This window comes from Amycolatopsis sp. NPDC051102 (assembly GCF_040682815.1).
Lineage (GTDB): Bacteria > Actinomycetota > Actinomycetes > Mycobacteriales > Pseudonocardiaceae > Amycolatopsis.
In genome coordinates this window covers 329,197-345,386 of the sequence record NZ_JBFBBT010000001.1, presented here as the reverse complement: position 1 = coordinate 345,386, position 16,190 = coordinate 329,197, and the positions used below count along the sequence as shown (strand labels likewise).

Here is a 16,190-nt window from a genome sequence, read left to right as displayed (position 1 = left end):
GCTGTGACCGGAGCACCGAGGATAATGGGGTTCGACAGCATGAGCGGCGGGACACCGGGGCACGGTTCGAAAGTGCGCATCAATGTGCTCGGAACCCTCGAATGCTGGGCCGGTGATCGCCGCATCCACCTCGGCGGGCCGGTTCCGGAACGGGTGCTCGTGAGCCTGCTGCTCGAAGCCGGCCAGGTGCTCAGCGTTTCCCGGCTCGTCGAGGCGGTGTGGGAGGAGACGCCACCCGCCACGGCAACGCACCAGGTGCGCAAGGCCGTGGCCCGCCTGCGTCAGCTGATACCGGGCGGTGCCGGGCTGATCGTGACCGACGGACCCGGTTACCGGGCCGTGGTGGCCGCGGGCTGCCTGGACCTCGGCGACTTCTCGGCGTCGCTCGACCAGGCCAGGGAGGCGACGGCCGAGCGCAGGCTCGACGACGCCCTGACGCACCTGCAGTCGGCTCTGGCCCTGCGCCGCGGACCGGTGCTCGCGGGCAGCGGTGGTGCGGTCATCAGATCCGCCGACGTCGCGCTGCAGGAACGTCACCTCGCCGCGCTCGAGCAGATGATCGACCTGCGGCTCGCGCGCGGGGAGTCGAGCACGCTCATCGGCGACCTGCGTGAGCACGTCGCCGCCCACCCGCTGCGCGAGGTGCTGCGCGGTCAGCTCATGCTCGCCCTGTACCGGTCCGGCAGGCAAGCCGAGGCGATCGAAGAGTACGGCCGGGTGCGGACGCTGCTCGCCGACGAGCTCGGCATCGATCCGGGCGCCCACCTGGCGGAGCTCTACGGGCGGATGCTGCGCAACGCACCCGATCTCGCCGCACCGGAGCCGGTGGCCGCGGCGGAGCCCGGGCCGGCCGCCGGTCACGGACCGCGAGACCGGGCCCCGGTCTGCACCCTCCCCTACGACCTCGCGGACTTCACCGGACGCCGGCGGGAGCTCGAGGCGCTGTGCCACTACGCGGACAACACCGTGGGCCGGGGCACCCGGATCATCGGGATCGACGGCATGGGCGGGGCCGGCAAGACGTCGCTGGCGGTGCGGGCGTGCTACCAGCTGGCCGACCGGTTCCCCGACGGCCAGCTCTACATCGACCTCGGCGGCTACGCCACGAACGAGCACCCGCTGACCGCCCAGGCCGTCGCGGAGGCCCTGCTGCGCATGCTCGGCGTGCCGACCGACCACCTCGCCGACGACGTCGGTGCGCGGGCCGCCCTGTGGCGGACGACGGTGACGGGCCGGAAGCTGCTGGTCCTGCTGGACAACGCCGCCGATCTGGCGCAGGTACGGCCGCTGCTGCCGTCGAGCCCCGGCTGCATGGTGCTGATCACGAGCCGGACGCGGCTCATCGACCTCGACGGCGCGTACTGGCTGTCGGTGGGCACGATGACCGCCGAGGACGGCGCCGCGCTGGCGGACAGCGTCCTGAGCAAGCAGCGGACGTCGGCCGAGCCGCAGGCGGTGGCCGCGTTGATCGAGTTGTGCGGCCACCTGCCGCTCGCGATGCGGATCGCGCTGAGCAGGCTCGCCAACCGCCCGCGGTGGTCCATCGGTTACCTCGTGGACCGGATGAGCGACGAGTCGCGCCGCCTGGACGAGCTCCGGTCCGGCGATCGCGGGGTGGAGCTGACGCTCAAGATGTCCTACGAGGGGCTGGCCCCCGCCCAGCGGGCCGCGTTCCGGCTGCTCGGCCTCCATCCGGGTCGTGACATCGATGTCCATTCCGCCGCGGCCGTGCTGGGCACGGCGCCGGACGAGGCGGAGACGATGCTGGAGGTGCTGCTGGACATGCAGATGATGCAGCAGCACGAGCTCGGTTACTACACCTTCCACGACCTGGTCCGCAGCTTCGTCCACCAGCTCGACCGGCTCGACGACACGGGACCGCGGTCCGGGGAGACCCGGGCGGCGCTGCGGCGGCTGTTCGACTACCTCGGCCGCGTCACCGACCGCGTCTGCGACATCCTGTTCCCCGGCCGCGCCCACCTGCCCTTCGAGGCGCCGGAGAGCACGAGCGTGCTGCCGCCGCTGCCCGATCCGGAGGCGGCGCGTGCCTGGCTCGTGCGCGAGCACGCCACCCTCCAGGCGGCCATCATGCTGGCCCACGCCCGCGGTTTGGACGGGCACGTCGCGCACCTGGCCCGCAACGTGGTGTTCCAGCTGGACGCGTCGGGGCAGTTCGCCGAGTTCCTGGAGATGACGAAACTGGCCGTCGACTCGTCGCGCCGGCTCGGCCACCGGCCGCTGTTGCGGATCAGCCTGTCCAATCTCGCGGTCGTGCACTGGAAACTCGGCCGGTTCGAGGAAAGCATCGCGGCGGCGTCCGAGGCGCTCGAACTCGCCGGCGAACTCGGCGATCAGCGCGGATTCGCCAAGGACACCGGCATGCTCGGCCTGCTGATGTGCACGATCGGGCGCTTCGAGGAGGCGCTGGCGCTCCTCGAGCGCTCCGTCGCCCTCAAACGCGACCTCGGAGCCGGCCGGGCGGAGGCGGAGTCGCTGGTCAACCTCAGCACGCTGTACGAACAGTGGGGCCGCTACCCCGAAGCGGCCGATGCCGCGCGACGGGCCGTCATGCTCAACCGCGAGCTGGGGATCCGGGAGCACGAGATGATCGCGCTGACGGACCTTTCCCTCGCGTGCCTCGGCCTCGGCGCGGACGAAGAGGCGAGTGAGCACCTGGCCGGCGCCAGGGTGCTGGCCGAGGAGTCCGCCTCGGCCGGGGACGTCGCGATGGTGTTCGCCCTCTCGGCCCTCACCTGCCAGCGGCTCGGGCACCCCGAGCCGGCCGTCCGGTTCGCCGAACGCGCACTCGACCTGGGTGACACCTACCGGACGCCGGTTCGCCAAGCCGTGATCAACAACCTGCTCGGCGGGCTGCACCGGACCCGGCAGGAGCACGCCACCGCACTCGCCCTGCACGAGAGCGCTTACAGCATCTCCGCCGACATCGGCTACCGCGTCGAGGAAGCCCGCGCCCTCCACGGCATGGGGCTCGCCCACGCGGCCCTCGGGGACCCCGCGGCGGGCGACGAACACCTCCGCCGAGCCGAGGCACTGTTCGCCACACTCGGCGTGCCCACCCGGCCCCGCGACTGACCCGCCGGCCACCGCACGACGTCAGCCACGCACATCACGGTCGACGGCAGCCCACAGCGCCGCGGTCGCGGCGTCCAGGTGCTGCATGTGCTGCGTCAGCCGGTAGCACGGAACCGACCGGACGAGCTGCTCGGCGATCGCCGCCCGGCGGCCGGGGCGTGTCCGGGGGTACCACCCGGCGAGGAACGGGTCGTAGGACGACGCGGTGGGCTCGGTGTTGGCCGCGAGCGCGCGGCGGGCTTCCTCTTCGGACAACCGCCGGACCTCCGGCCGCGCCGCCGAGGAGTCGAACACCGGGAAGACGACGGCGGAAACGGGCGCCGACGGCCGCACCGCCGTGCCGGCCAGTTCGGTGAGCTCGCGGAACCGCACCCACAGGTGCGCCGGGGCGAGGACGCCGGGCCCGACGGGCACCTGCCGCTCCGGGGTGTGGTGCACCCCCGGGAAGCGGTTGGCGGGGTGGGTGACACTGTCGAGCAGGACCCGCAGCTCGGGCCGGTGCCGGGCCAACGCCAGCAGGGAGTCCGTCCGCACGTTGACGCTACGGGGAAAACCCAGGCCCCGCAGCTCGGGTCCCCCGCTGACCACCAGGTCGTCGTTGGACACGAAATCCGCTCCCGCGTGCAGCAGCGCGCTCAGGATGCTCGAGGTCTTGCCCGACTTCTTCCGGCCGGCGAACGCGATCCCGCGCCCGCCGGCCTCGACGAGGCCACCGTGCAGGAACAGCTCACCGTCGGCGAAATGCTGCCAGCGCACCAGGTTGCGCAGGCACCGGAGAAGCTGCTGTGTCCGCCAGGACGACGGCTCACCGCACACCGCGACGGTGCGGCTCGCCTCGTGCGTCCACAACACCCGGTCGGGCTCGTAGGGCGAGGGGTAGACCACCCGGGTCCATCCCGGGCCGCCGGGCGGCGCGGTGCGCGCGAGGACGCTCGCCCGTGGCCGGTCGTCCCCCGGCGGCCCGGCCGTGAAGAACGGCTCCGCCAGGTCGAGGAGGTCGGCGAGGGTGGCTTCGTCGCAGGTGACGTCGACGCGGTGCCGTCCGGCCGGACCGGACACGGCACGGGTGTGCGAAACGCACGGGAGGATGGTCATGGCGACACGCCTTTCGCGGCGGCACGCGGCAGCCGGACCTGGGCCAGGTGCCGGTCGAGGAGGTCGAGCAACGGAGTCGGCCGGCCCCACGGCGACACCTCTTGCCACGGCTGGGGAGCGAACCGCTCCGCGTAGGCGAGGATGACGTAGGCGTGGAACGCGGCGTAGAAGTGCAGCAGCCAGCCGGGGGCACCGGCTCTGCGGGCGAGGACCGCCTCGCCCTCGGTGCCGGCCCAGTGCAGCAGGGACTGGCCGTAGGCGATCGCCGGATCCCCGCCCCACAGCACCGGGAGGTTCACGCAGACCAGCCCTTCGGAGCCGATGACGAAGTTGCGGTTGTTGATGTCGGCCGCGACCAGCATCGGGCTCGGCGCGGCGGCGTCCAGCAGCGGTGCCGCCTCGGTCAGCACGGCCTGCACCGCCCGGTACCGGGCCGCCGCCAGCGCCGGTGCCTTGCGCCGCTGTTCTTCCGCGTAACCGAGCAGGAACGACGACCACGTCGGCCACGGCGCACGCAAGTCCCCCGACAGCTTCCCGAACCCGGCCGCCGGAATTCCGGCGACGGCGTCCAGCAGGTCCGCCAGCTGAGCGGCCCACCCGGCGACCGGCCCCGCTTCGCCGAGCGCGTCGCCGAGCACCCGGCCGTCCCGGTGCTCGGTCAGCACGTAGTGGGTGCCGTCCGGGTTCCGCCACCTGGCCAGGATCGGGCCGACCCGGCGGTTCCCCCGCTCGGCGAGCAGCCGTCGGACGGTTTCTTCGGCTTCGATCCGGCTGGACCGGTCGGTCAGGTGCTTGACCGCGAACGGGCGCCCGCGCCGGTCCCGCACGCGCCACACCCGGCTGTTGGACTCGGAAATCAGCTCCGGCTCGGAAACCGGGCCGAGCCGGCCGGAGATCCAGCCGGCGAGTTCGGTCGGCAGCATGGCTCAGGTCCTCCGGGCTCGTGGGGGCGGCAGGGCGATCGCGGGCCGGCCGCGGGCGGGGGCGTGCACCTCGGCCACCGCACCGATCGGCAGGGTCAGCACCGGGTCGGTGTGCCCGAACTCGCAGTCGGCGACCACCGGTCCGGCGCACCGCCGGATCAGCGGCGCCAGCAGGCGACGGCTCCGGCCGGCCGGCCAGTCGCCCCGGTGTTCCTGGGCGAAGCGGCCGAACAGCAGGGCCGCGGCACCGTCGAGCAGCCCGCTGTCGGCCAGCACCGCCACCGCGGCCCGCAGCTCGTCCGCCGAGGCCGAGTCGGATTCTTCCAGGCAGACCACATGGCCGTCCCATCGGATTCCCGCGTGCAGGCCGGCCCGCAGGTCGTCGGCGAGCGTGGCGATGTTGGCCGCGACCAAGGGCCCCGAGGCACCGCCCGGAACCCACACCCGGCGGGGCGCCGGGCCGGCGGCGACGCGCGGCCGGTCGTCCTGGCTGTCCCAGAACAGGGTCTCCACGACGACGCGGGCGGTCGAGGGCAGGGGGCCGCCGGGCCCGGACAGCTGCTGCCACAGGGATTCCCAGGTGAAGCCGGACACGCCCCCGTGCTCGCCGAACTGCGGCAACGCGGCCGGTCCGTAGTAGGTGGTCCAGCCGAGTTCGTGGTACAGCCACAGCAGCAACGACGTGGTGTCGCTGTAGCCGACCACCGCGGTGGGTGCCGCCGCCAGGACGCCGCGGTCCAGGTGCGGGAGGATGTCCCGGGTACCGAGCCCGCCGACGGCCGAGAGCACCACCCGCACCGCCGGGTCCAGGACCGCGGCGGTCAGCCGCTCGGCCCGGACCCGCGCCGGCCCGGCCGTGGCACCGGTGTCGAGCCGCACGGTCGGGTCGATCCGGGGGACCAGCCCCCGCCGGCTCAGCTCGTGCGCCGCGCGGCCGAGCCGGCGCGGGCAGCGAGCGGCCAGCGGCCCGGACAGCGACAGCACCGCGACGTGGTCTCCGGGGCGGACCCGCGGCGGGCGCACGACCGTCCCCGCCGCGCCGGTCACATCCACGTGGGCACGCCCTTGAGCCGGGGCATGAGGTGCATGTCGCGGATGTCGTGGTGGCGCAGCAGCCAGGCGAGGAACCGTTCGACGCCGAGACCGAAGCCGGCCGTGCGCATCGGGGCCAGCTCCTTCATCTTCAGGTACCAGTCGTACTCGGCGGGGTCCACTCCGTGCCCGGTGAGGGCCCGCTCGGTCGCCGCGCGGGTCGTGTGCCGCTCCCCGCAGCCCGCGACCTCGCCGAGGCCCAGGAGCAGGTCGGCGCACAACGCCGTGCCGTCGCCCGCGGTGGCCTGGTAGAACGGCACGGAGTTCTCCGGCATCCGGGTCAGCCAGACCACGCCGCCGAACCGGTCGATCAGCTGCTGCTCGCCCTCCCGGGTGATGACCCGCACCCCGGAGCCGCGGTCCACCACGCACGCCGGGTCCACCAGCGTGCACGCCTCCGCGAAGGTCACTTCGGGGAACCGCGGGCGGCTCGCCAGGTCGAGGACGTGGTCCAGGCCACCGGCGATCCGCTCGATCTCCGCCGCGACCGGGGACTCGGCGAACCGGCGGCACAGCGCCGTGACGTAGCCCTCGACGAGCCGCATGACGTCGTCCAGCCCGCCGGCGATCTCCGCTTCGGAGTGGAAGAACTGGTTGAGGTGGCTGCTGTCCGGGTCTTCGCCGCGGAACGTCGGCATGATGTAGTAAGCCCCGGGCAAGTCCATGCGGAGCATGAACTCCAGCTGGAACTGCATGGAGTCGGCGAGGTAGGTCGGGGTGCCGAACAGGTCGACCCGCACCGGCAGGCTGTCGCTGCCCAGGCCCATCGGGCTGGACACCGAGTTGACGGTGACCGGCATCAGCACGGGGGAAACTTCGCGGGCCCGGTAGAAGTCCGCCGTCGCGCCCACGAGCTCGGCGTTGATCCGGGTGATCGCCCGGAACCAGGAACTGCCCAGCGTGGTTTCCAGGTCGCGTTCGGTGCGAGCGGGGACCGGGCGGGTGGCGATGTCCATGACAGGAAGGGCCTTTCTCGGGAGGACGACGGGATAGCGCTGGTCAGGACCTGGGCGAGCGGACGGGGGCCAGGGTGTCGAGCAGCGCGGCGAACGCGGTCTCGGCGGTGGCGTCGGCGCCGGTGGCGCGCCGGGCACCGGGTCCGGGACCGGCGGCCAGCGCGGGGGCGAAGGGCAGCTCGATCAGGCGGGTGGCCGCATCGCCGGTCTCCGCCGGCAGCGTGGCGGCCAGGCCCGAGGCGGCGAACGGCTCGGTACGGGCACCGCAGCACGGGCACGAGTAGTAGGCCATGTTCTCGACCACGGCCGGAACGGCGATACCCAGCCGGCGAAGCATGGCGACGCACCGGTAGGTGTCTTCGACGGCCATCGGCTGCGGAGTGGTCACGACGACCGCCGCGGCCACGTCGAGCAGGTCGGCGAGCGCCAGGTGGATCTCGCCGGTCCCCGGTGGGGTGTCGATCACCAGGGTCTCGACGTCTCCCCAGTCGACGTCCCGCACCAGCTGCCGCAGCGCGCCGCGCACCAGCGGCCCCTTCCAGGCGAGCGCTCGCGAGGAGTCCGCCAGCAGCCCGGTGGACATGAGGCGGACTCCCCCGCGCACCACGGGCCGGATCCGCCCGTCGCGGACGGCGGGCCGCTCCCGGACGTCGAACAGCACCGGCAGGCTCGGCCCCTGCAGGTCCGCGTCGAGCAGCCCGGTGCGGCAGCCGCGCGCGGCCAGTCCGGTGGCCAGCCGGGCGGCCACAGTGGACTTGCCGACGCCGCCCTTTCCGCCGCACACCAGGACGACGCGGACCGAGGGCAGGGACGTGGTCACGGTGCCTCCCCGGAGAACGTCCGCTCGGCGAGCGAGCGGAAGACCGGCCGCCACCGGTCCACCACGCCCGGACCGAAGTCGTGCCGCAGCAGTCCCAGGCAGGTCAGCTCGATCCACACCGCCCCGAGCGCGAACGGCAGGCACGCCCGCTCACGTCCCGACAGCGGCGCCACCTCGTCGTAGGCCGCGAGGAAGTCCGTCACCGCCGCCCAGTCGACCGCCGCCGGCTGCCGGACGGCGAAGTTCGTGGAGTCTTCCGCGTAGCGCAGGACACAGAAGGTCAGCACCGCTTCGGCGACGTCGTGCAGCCGCGACTGGACGTCGCAGTTGTCGAAGTCCACCACCGCGGTCACCCGGTGGCCGGCGGCGAACAGCAGGTTCCACGGGTTGAAGTCCCCGTGCACGGCGGTGGCGGGAAGCTCGCCGAAGCCGGCGTTGCGGGCGCGGCGCTCCAGCGGGGTCAGCAGTTCCTCGAACACCGAGGCCGCCTCGGGAACCACCTTGCGCAGGAGGGTGACGTGGTCCGCCGCCAGGGTGAACACGTCCTCCGACGAGACGGCGTCCACGGCGGCCCGGCACCGGTGCAGCCGCGCGAGGACCTGCGCCGCGGCCCGGCGCTGGGCCCGCTCGCCCCGGTACCGCAGGCCCCGTACGTAGTCGAACAGGACGAAGGACTCGCCGCGGAAAGAGGTCCACAGGTCTCCGTCGACGGTGGGCACCAGCCGCGGCACGGGCAGGCCGGACCGGCGCAGCCCCTCCTGCAGCCGCGTCGACATGGCGATCCGCGCCGGATCGTCGCAGTACCACGGGATCTGCTTGAGGAAGTACTTCCGGTCGCCGGCTTCCAGGACCGCCTTCTTGCTCGTCTCCGACCGCACGTCGAGCAGGGTGCAGCGATCGCCGTCGAGGAGGATGGGCAGGAAGCAGTCGACGCCGGCCAGCCCGTAGCGGTCCGCGACGAGCCCCAGCACCCGGTCGTCGAGGTTCAGGAAGTCCTTGAAAACCGGCTTCTCACGGACCGGCATGAGCTGCACCTCCCGTCACCCGCAGCCGGATCCGCTCCGACCGGGCCAGGTAGTCCTTCGTCCACTCGGGAGCGTCCGACGCCGCGATCTCCGCGGCGGTCAGCCAGGCGAACCCGGCGACCTCCCGCGTGTCCCGGACGACCGGCTCGGCCTCGGGAGCGGGCGCGCAGAACACGACGTTCACGACGCTGGTGCCGTCCGCGAGGCGGAAGTGCGCGCTGGTGACGTAGTGCAGCGCGCCGCCGGGCTCCAGCCCGACCTCCTCCGCGATCTCGCGGCGTACCGCGTTCTCCAGCACGGCGCCCGGCTCTTCGGCGTGCTCGACCTTCCCGCCGACCAGGGCCGGCTGGCCGGCCGCGTGGCGCTCGCCGTCGCCGCGGCGGATCAGCAGCCACCGGTCGCCGCGCCACAACGCGGCCTCGACGTTGCAGATGTGCAGGGGGCTCGCGGTGGTCACGAGGGCCTCCGCCGCCCGGCCACGAAGATGTTGTTGCCCCGCGCGGCGACATCGGGGGCCTTCGCCAGCTGCTTCTCGATCGCCAGCACATCGGCGAAGACCGCCGGATCGCCGAGCAGGTCGGCGACCGCCGGGCTGGAGCCGTCGAGCTGGGTTTCCTGCCGGGCGGGGTACACCGCGCAGGGAAAGCCGGTGAGCACGTCCACCCGGCAGCCGGCCTCCGCGTACAGCGAGGTGAGCTCGTCCGGGGTGAACAACCGCAGCGGCGGCATGTCGTCGGTGAACGTCGAGACGCCGGTCTCGGCGGCCCGGCGAGCGGCGTCCAACCGGCCGGTCGCGAGGTTGAAGTAGACGCCGTGGTACCGGTTGGGGGCCAGCGTCACGAGCACGCCGTCCTCGGACAGCAGGCCGGCCAGCGCGCTGAGCACCGCGGCGGGATCGGGAACGAAACCGATCACGTTGTGGAAGTTCCAGATCACGTCGAACCGGCGGTCCCGCACGGCCGCGGGCAGGTCGCCGAGGTCGCCCTGGACCAGTTCCATCCGCTCGGCCCGGCTGCCGGTCCGCTTGGTCCCGGCCACCGCCAGCATGTCCGGGGACAGGTCGACCAGGACCCCGCGGGCCCGCGGGTAGGCGTCCAGCACGCGCTGCGTCCACCGCCCGGTCCCCCCGCCGGCGTCCAGGAACGTGAAGTCCGGCGGCAGCTCGTCCAGGAAACCGCCGGAGAGCGTGCTCCACAGCAGCTCGTCGGACAACCGCCAGTAGACCTGCTGGTCCACCTCGTCGTACCGGCCCGCTTTGCGGTGGAAGTAGGAGACGATGTCTGCCGCACTCGATTCGGAAGCAATTTCAACCGACAAAGCGACCCCAATCTCGAATGAGTCATCTGTGGATTCGATCCTCAGCCGACGCAGTGCCGAAGTCAAGCGATCAATGGGCGCGGACAATCCAAGTCGAACACTTGATACCGGCCGGGATCCGCGGATACGTTTCTCGTCGTCGAAAGCGACCCGAGCCGGTGACCGGCGACTCGCGGAAACCGGCGGCTTTCGATTCCAGGAACCGTTCTATTCCCCCGAAGGGAGGTCCACCATGACCCGCAACCACTCGGCCGGTCTCCGGCCGCGCATCAACAAGCTCGTCGTGAAGAAGGCCAACTAAGCGTCACCGGGGCGGATTTGCGCGGCGGACACCGGTTCGTCGCGCAAATCCGCCCTCGCCGCGCCGGACGACCCGGCTGGAGGGCTGATTCCCTTGTCGTCGAACCCATCGGAAGACACCACCGGCGCGTTCGTGGCCCGGCACCGCCCGTGGCTGCGGACCACCACCCTGTGCGTGGCGCTGGCCCGGGGCAGCCGGGACGACCGCCCCGGCCGCGCCGGCGCGGCTCACCTGTTCGAACACCTCGTGATGTCCGCGCGCGGCAGCGGAAGCGCGCTGACCGACCTCGTCGAGGAGCGCGGCGGCACGGCCAACGCGAGCTCCGGCAACGAGCTGACCCTCTACTACGCCCGGGTGGCCGACGAAGACGCCCCGCAGGTCGCCGCGGCGCTGTGGCGGGCGGTCGAATCCCCGCAGATCACCGAAGCCGACCTGATCCGGGAGAAGAACGTCGTCGCCCAGGAGATCGCCACCGCCCGCGCGGACGCCGGCGACGTCGTGCAGGACGCGTTCCTCGCCGACCTGTTCGGCAGCAGCCACCCGCTGGGCCGGCCGGTCGCGGGGGATCCCGGCGACGTGGCGAGCTTCACGCCGGCCGACGCCGAAGCCGAGCGGGAGCGGGGCCTGCCGCCCCACCGCGTCGTCGTGGTCGGGGGCGCCGACCCCGGCCGGATCCGCGCCGCGCTCCCCGAGCATGCCCTGCTCGCCCGGGACTTCCGCCGTCCCGGGAGCCCGCCGGAACCGGTCCGTCCCGGCCCCGCGGCGGAACCGGCGGCGGAGGGCGAATTCGCCTGGGTGGCCGTCGGCGGGCGGGCCGTCCCGGCGCGCGATCCCGCCTGCGCCGCCTACGCCGTGCTGGGCCACCTGCTCGGTTCCAGCCCCGCTTCTTCGCTCTACCGCGAGCTGCGCGACGCGGCCGGGCTCGCCTACACCTTCCAAGCCTGGCCGTCGCACTACACCGACGCCGGAGCTTGGCGAGTGCTGATGGGGGTCGAGTCCGGCAACGTCCCGAAGGCCGTCGCCGTCGTCGAGCGGCTGCTGCACCGCATCGCCGAGACTGGACCGAGCGCGCGGGAGCACGCCATCGCCGTGCGGCAGGCGGTCGGCCAGAGCCGGCGCGACGCCGAAGACCCGTGGCAGCTCACCATCGACCTCGCGCTCCGCGGCGGTCTCGACCCTTCCTGGACCCCGGAATCCGAGCAGGCGGCACTGCAGCAGGTCACTCCCGGCCAGGTGCGCGCCGCCGCGGCCCGGGTGGCCGAAACGCTGAAAGTGACGGTGCGGACGTGACGACGGACTTCGGGAACGCGACCGCTCCTTCCCGCCGAGCCGGACGACCGGCGGCCTCGGCCACGCTGACCGAGATCTGCCTGGTCCGGCACGGGGCCTACGAAGCCACCGACCGCGGACACGCACCCGACGGCCGGTGGGACCCGCCGCTGTCGGAGGCCGGACGCGAGCAGGCCGACGCCGTCGGCACCCGCCTCGCCGCGTTCGGCTGGGACCACTTGCTCTGCTCCCACCTGCGCCGGGCCGGCGCCACCGCCGACCGGATCGGGGCCGCCTGTGGCTTGCGGCCGGCAGCGGACCACGCCTGGGCGGAGTTCCACCGGGGAACGCTGGAAGACGCCATCCCGGGCCGCCACCCGGACCACGAACGCCGGTGGCGGGACGGCGCCTGGGAAAGCTGGCCCGGCGGCGAACACCGCCGGGACTTCCGCGCCCGCGTCCTCGGCGCGCTGCGCCGGTGCCCGGAAGGCGCCCGCACCATCGTCGTCACGCACGGCGGAGTCATCAACGAAGTGCTCTGCGCGCTCCTCGGCAGCCCCGCCCGGACGCTGTTCCGCCTCGATCTGACCGGCATCACCCGGATCGGCCTCGACGACGGGCACGCGGTCGTCGGCTGCGTGAACGACACCTGGCACCTGGAGGACTCGCTGTCGATGCCCCTGACCGTCTTCTCGTCGAAAGGCGCACTCCGATGATCGGCCTCACCGAGCTGTACGCCGCGGCAGGCGTGGATCCCGACGAACCCGTGCGGCGGCTGGCCCGGGCCCTCGGCGAGCCGCTGGCTCCCCTCGTGTTCAGCGCGGCCGCGGCCGAAGGGCACCCGATCGGCGCCCGGACCGCCCTGGTGCTGGAGCGGCAACGAGTCCGGGCCCGCCGGTACGCCGAAGCGCTGGCTCTGGTCCGCGCCGTCGCGAATCCCACCGTCCTGAAAGGACCCGCGCTCGCCCGGCGCTATCCCGCCCACCTGCAGCGCCCGGTCGGTGACCTCGACCTCGTGGTCTCCTCCGAGGAGCAGCTCTGGGCCGCGGCGCGGCGCCTGATCGACGGCTACGACGCCGTTCCCTCGGTGTTCACGCTGATCCGGCACGACGGCACTGATCACTGCCTCATCGGGCTCGACTGGCCATCCGACGACCCGCTCAGCGAGTCCGACTTCGAGGTGGAGATCAGCACGTTCGCCTACGCCGGCGACCAGGCGGCCATCCCGATGCGTCCCGGCTTCCCGTCCTCGGAGCCGCTGACCCAGCTGTTCGCCGTCGCCGAAGAGCGTTGCCAGGGGCCGTTTTCGGTGAAGCACGTGCTCGACTGCGCGGTTCTGCTGGCCGCGGAACCGGACCTGCTGGCCGGGCCGGCCGCGGAGGAAGCGGTCACCGCCTTCCGCGTCGCCCCGGAGCTGCTCGAACTGGTCACCCTCGCCACTGCCCTGTCCGGCGGCCGGGTTCCCGGCCGGCTCCCGGCCCTGGCCGAAGCGGAGCGTGCCCGGCGCCGGTGCGCAGGTCCCTCGGCGGACCCGGCGCTGGCGGGTGGCCGATGGTCGAGCGCCGACAACGTCCGCTTCGGCCTGCTGCTGGACCGCTTCGCGCGGCCGGGAACCACCTGGCACCCGGGCGGCCCCACGCCCGGCGGAGAACTGGTGCACACGCCGGTCGGGGACTACCTCATGCTGACCGGCGCCCGGGTCGACGCCGCGGACGTCGACCACGCCCGCCGGCTCAGCAAGAGCCTGCGGACCGCCACGCCCGTCCCGGGAGCCTGACATGGCGGCCATCGAAGTGACCGCGCTGCGGCGGGTGTTCACCCAGCGCCGCCGGCCCGGCCACGTGGCGCTCGACGGCATCGACCTCCGTGTGGAACGCGGCGAGGTCTTCGGCCTGCTCGGCCCGAACGGCGCCGGCAAGACCACCCTGTCCCGGATCCTGAGCACCCTCCTGCTGCCCACCTCCGGCACCGTCCGCGTCGCCGGGCACGACGTGGTGACCGAAGCCCGCGCGGTGCGCTCGTGCGTCGGCCTGGTCCTCGGGGGCGAACGAGGGCTCTACGGACGGCTTTCCCCCCGCCGGAACTGGGAGTATTGGGCGGCGATGTGCCGGGTCCCGTCGCGGGTCGCCCGGACCCGCATCGCCTCGTTGCTGGCCGAACTGGGCCTCGAAAGCCGCGCCGACGAACCGGTCGAGACCTTTTCCCGCGGGATGCTCCAACGGGTCCACCTGGGCCGCGCGCTCGTGGCGGATCCGCCCGTGCTCATCCTCGACGAGCCCACCAGCGGCATGGATCCCAACGCCGCCATCGGGTTCCGCCGGCTGGTCGAGGACCTGCAGGCGGCGGGCAAGACCATCCTGATGGCCACGCACGACATGGCCGAGGCCGAGCAGCTGTGCACCCGCGTCGCTTTCCTCGACCGGGGCCGCATCCTCGCCACGGACGACCCGGAACGGCTCGGGCGGGCGCTCGACGGTGTCCGGACGATCAGCGCGACCCACGTCGCCCCGGCCGCCGTCCGGCGGCTCGAGGCGCTCCCCGGGGTCGGCGAGTGCACAGTGGACGGCAGCGGCAAGGTGGTCGTCGGCGTGACCCGCCGCGAGGACGTCTCCCCCGTCCTCGCCGTGCTCGCCGAAGAGAACGCGCGGGACATCCGCACGGCCGGCCCCGGGCTGCTCGAGGTCTACCGGACGCTCATCGCGGACCGGGAGTTCTCGCTGTGACCGGGGTGGCCGGGGTGGCGATCCACTCGGTGCGGATGCAGCTCCGGCTGGTGCTGCGCCGCCTCGGTTCGCTGGCCCCGTTGCTGATCAATCCGCTTTACGTCGTGGTGTTCTTCGGAGCCGTCGCGGCGCACCGCCCGTCCGCCGAGCTGCTGACGTCGCTGGGCCTGACCGCCTTCGTGATGGCCGCTTGGGGGCACGCGGTCTTCACCGCCTCGCACGTGATCGACGAGGAGCGGTTCAGCGGCACGATGGAGGTCAACCTGACCGCGCCGGCGGGGTACCTGGTTTCGCTGGTCGTCCGGATCGTCACGGTCACCGTGCTCGCCGCCCCGGTGATCGCGGAGGTCGCGGTGGTCGGCCTCCTGACCCACGGAACGGGCCTGGTGATCCGGGTCCCCTTCCAGTTCTTCGTGGCGGTGCTCACCTGCCTGGCCGGGTGCGCGGCCGGCGCGTTGCTGCTGAGCGGCCTGCTGGTGCTGGTGCGGGGGGCGCGCACCCTGCAGAACGCGCTCACCTACCCGTTCTACCTCCTGGGCGGGCTGATCCTGCCGCATTTTTCGCTGCCCGAAGGGCTCCGGCAGCTCTCCGACGCCTTCTTCCTGACCTGGGCGGTCGAGGGCCTGCGGGCCGCGGCCGCGGGCTCCCCCGGCGGCTGGCGGGACCTGGGCCTCGCGGCCGCCTTGGCGGTGGCGTCCGGCGCGGCCGGCACCCTGATGCTGCAGCGCGTCCTGCTCCGGCTCCGGCGAGGGGAAGTGCGGTTCCATGACTGACAAGGCGCGTTCGCTGTTCCAGGTGCTGTGGCTGGGGCTGCTCAGCAGCTTCGAGGACTACCGGCGCCTGTTCACCTGGAAGTCCTGGTTGCTGGGCTGGCTGCTGCGGCTGGTGGCGCAGGTGCTGTTCTTCGCCATGCTGGGCCGGCTCACCGGCACGGTCGCCGACGAACGCTACGCGGCGGTCGGCAACGCTCTCGTCCTGGCGCCGCTGGGCTGCCTCGGCGTGGTCGCCTCCACCTCGCTGGAACGCAGGCTCGGCACCCTGCAGCTGTTGCTCCTGTCGCCGACGGATCCGCTGGTGGTACTGCTGTCCCGGGGCCTGTACTGGGTTTTCGACGGGCTCCTGACCTCGCTGGTCACCCTCGGCGTGGTTTCCGCCCTGCTCGGCCTGGGCGTGCAGCACGGCGCTCTCCCGCTGATCTTCTGCGGACAGGTGGTGCTCACGCTCTCCACGTACGCCATGGCCATGGCGGTTTCCGGCCTGAGCATCCGCTGGCCGGAAGCCCGCACCTTCCTCACCAGCACGCTGACGATCGTGTTGCTGGCCGGAACCGGCGTCAACACCGCGGCACCCGCCGGCAACCCGGTCTGGAGCGTTCCGCTGCACCTGATCCCGGTGCGCAACGGGCTGCCCGCGGTCCGCGCGGCCGTGGCCGGCACGCCGTCGACGGTGCCGTTCCTGACCCACCTCGGTCTCGAGTGCCTGATCGGCCTCGGCTGGCTGGCGATGGCCCACTTCGCCGTGGTCGGCTCCGTCCGGCACCAGGTCCGCACCGGCCGGCTCACCACGGCGACGTGAA

Annotated in this window: 16 protein-coding genes; 8 read left to right on the top strand and 8 right to left on the bottom strand. The window is 73.1% G+C overall.

Translation table 11 applies throughout. The annotated features are described in order from the left end of the window. Positions 1-72 precede the first annotated feature (72 nt). Positions 73-3,093: a BTAD domain-containing putative transcriptional regulator gene (locus tag AB0M93_RS01500; RefSeq protein ID WP_364266954.1), complete on the top strand. Its 3,021-nt coding sequence runs from the start codon at positions 73-75 to the stop codon at positions 3,091-3,093. A 21-nt stretch (positions 3,094-3,114) separates the two neighbouring features. Here the strand turns inward: AB0M93_RS01500 and AB0M93_RS01495 are convergent, their stop codons facing one another. The 8 genes from AB0M93_RS01495 to AB0M93_RS01460 are packed head-to-tail and all read right to left on the bottom strand — an operon-like array spanning position 3,115 to position 10,321. Then, complete coding sequence (locus AB0M93_RS01495; protein WP_364266951.1) at positions 3,115-4,188, bottom strand: hypothetical protein; 1,074 nt, start codon at positions 4,186-4,188, stop codon at positions 3,115-3,117. Next, a complete protein-coding gene (locus AB0M93_RS01490) occupies positions 4,185-5,111 on the bottom strand; it encodes a hypothetical protein (RefSeq protein ID WP_364266948.1) in 927 nt (308 codons plus the stop codon). Before AB0M93_RS01490 ends, AB0M93_RS01495 begins: the two co-directional genes overlap by 4 nt. A gap of 3 nt (positions 5,112-5,114) precedes the next feature. Further along, on the bottom strand, positions 5,115-6,164 hold the full coding sequence (locus AB0M93_RS01485; protein ID WP_364266945.1) for an LD-carboxypeptidase: 1,050 nt from the start codon (positions 6,162-6,164) through the stop codon (positions 5,115-5,117). Continuing rightward, positions 6,155-7,159, bottom strand: a complete 1,005-nt coding sequence (locus AB0M93_RS01480; RefSeq protein ID WP_364266942.1) for an asparagine synthetase A — start codon at positions 7,157-7,159, stop codon at positions 6,155-6,157. Before AB0M93_RS01480 ends, AB0M93_RS01485 begins: the two co-directional genes overlap by 10 nt. Positions 7,160-7,202: 43 nt before the next feature. Then, positions 7,203-7,979 (bottom strand): Mrp/NBP35 family ATP-binding protein, encoded by a 777-nt coding sequence (locus AB0M93_RS01475; RefSeq protein WP_364266940.1) that lies wholly within the window; start codon positions 7,977-7,979, stop codon positions 7,203-7,205. Continuing rightward, the gene (locus tag AB0M93_RS01470; protein WP_364266937.1) at positions 7,976-9,004 is read right to left on the bottom strand and encodes a phosphotransferase; all 1,029 of its coding nucleotides are present in this window, start codon (positions 9,002-9,004) and stop codon (positions 7,976-7,978) included. Before AB0M93_RS01470 ends, AB0M93_RS01475 begins: the two co-directional genes overlap by 4 nt. Further along, positions 8,991-9,461 (bottom strand): NUDIX domain-containing protein, encoded by a 471-nt coding sequence (locus AB0M93_RS01465; protein ID WP_364266934.1) that lies wholly within the window; start codon positions 9,459-9,461, stop codon positions 8,991-8,993. Before AB0M93_RS01465 ends, AB0M93_RS01470 begins: the two co-directional genes overlap by 14 nt. Beyond that, complete coding sequence (locus tag AB0M93_RS01460) at positions 9,458-10,321, bottom strand: class I SAM-dependent methyltransferase (RefSeq protein ID WP_364266931.1); 864 nt, start codon at positions 10,319-10,321, stop codon at positions 9,458-9,460. Before AB0M93_RS01460 ends, AB0M93_RS01465 begins: the two co-directional genes overlap by 4 nt. Positions 10,322-10,349: 28 nt before the next feature. Here AB0M93_RS01460 and AB0M93_RS01455 point away from each other — a divergent pair, with 28 nt between their 5' ends. The 7 genes from AB0M93_RS01455 (at position 10,350) to AB0M93_RS01425 (ending at position 16,189) form a co-directional block, all read left to right on the top strand. Further along, complete coding sequence (locus AB0M93_RS01455; RefSeq protein WP_364266928.1) at positions 10,350-10,622, top strand: hypothetical protein; 273 nt, start codon at positions 10,350-10,352, stop codon at positions 10,620-10,622. Between the two features lie 93 nt (positions 10,623-10,715). Continuing rightward, complete coding sequence (locus tag AB0M93_RS01450) at positions 10,716-11,912, top strand: pitrilysin family protein (protein WP_364266925.1); 1,197 nt, start codon at positions 10,716-10,718, stop codon at positions 11,910-11,912. Then, positions 11,909-12,607, top strand: a complete 699-nt coding sequence (locus AB0M93_RS01445; protein WP_364266922.1) for a histidine phosphatase family protein — start codon at positions 11,909-11,911, stop codon at positions 12,605-12,607. The genes AB0M93_RS01450 and AB0M93_RS01445 overlap by 4 nt, the downstream gene beginning before the upstream one ends. Further along, positions 12,604-13,668 carry a hypothetical protein gene (locus AB0M93_RS01440; protein WP_364266919.1) on the top strand — a complete coding sequence of 355 codons (1,065 nt, stop codon included), beginning with the start codon at positions 12,604-12,606 and terminating at the stop codon, positions 13,666-13,668. Before AB0M93_RS01445 ends, AB0M93_RS01440 begins: the two co-directional genes overlap by 4 nt. 1 nt (position 13,669) lies before the next feature. Further along, positions 13,670-14,614: an ABC transporter ATP-binding protein gene (locus AB0M93_RS01435; protein ID WP_364266916.1), complete on the top strand. Its 945-nt coding sequence runs from the start codon at positions 13,670-13,672 to the stop codon at positions 14,612-14,614. Beyond that, positions 14,611-15,387, top strand: coding sequence for an ABC transporter permease (locus AB0M93_RS01430; protein ID WP_364266913.1), 777 nt, complete (start codon positions 14,611-14,613; stop codon positions 15,385-15,387). Before AB0M93_RS01435 ends, AB0M93_RS01430 begins: the two co-directional genes overlap by 4 nt. Continuing rightward, positions 15,380-16,189 (top strand): hypothetical protein, encoded by an 810-nt coding sequence (locus tag AB0M93_RS01425; RefSeq protein WP_364266910.1) that lies wholly within the window; start codon positions 15,380-15,382, stop codon positions 16,187-16,189. The genes AB0M93_RS01430 and AB0M93_RS01425 overlap by 8 nt, the downstream gene beginning before the upstream one ends. Position 16,190: the final 1 nt, after the last annotated feature.

Coding starts and splice junctions, on each gene's coding strand:
- AB0M93_RS01440 (WP_364266919.1), top strand. CDS start 12,604: ATGATCGGCCTCACCGAGCTGTACGCCGCGGCAGGCGTGGATCCCGAC.
- AB0M93_RS01470 (WP_364266937.1), bottom strand. CDS start 9,004: ATGCCGGTCCGTGAGAAGCCGGTTTTCAAGGACTTCCTGAACCTCGAC.
- AB0M93_RS01490 (WP_364266948.1), bottom strand. CDS start 5,111: ATGCTGCCGACCGAACTCGCCGGCTGGATCTCCGGCCGGCTCGGCCCG.
- AB0M93_RS01495 (WP_364266951.1), bottom strand. CDS start 4,188: ATGACCATCCTCCCGTGCGTTTCGCACACCCGTGCCGTGTCCGGTCCG.
- AB0M93_RS01480 (WP_364266942.1), bottom strand. CDS start 7,159: ATGGACATCGCCACCCGCCCGGTCCCCGCTCGCACCGAACGCGACCTG.
- AB0M93_RS01425 (WP_364266910.1), top strand. CDS start 15,380: ATGACTGACAAGGCGCGTTCGCTGTTCCAGGTGCTGTGGCTGGGGCTG.
- AB0M93_RS01435 (WP_364266916.1), top strand. CDS start 13,670: ATGGCGGCCATCGAAGTGACCGCGCTGCGGCGGGTGTTCACCCAGCGC.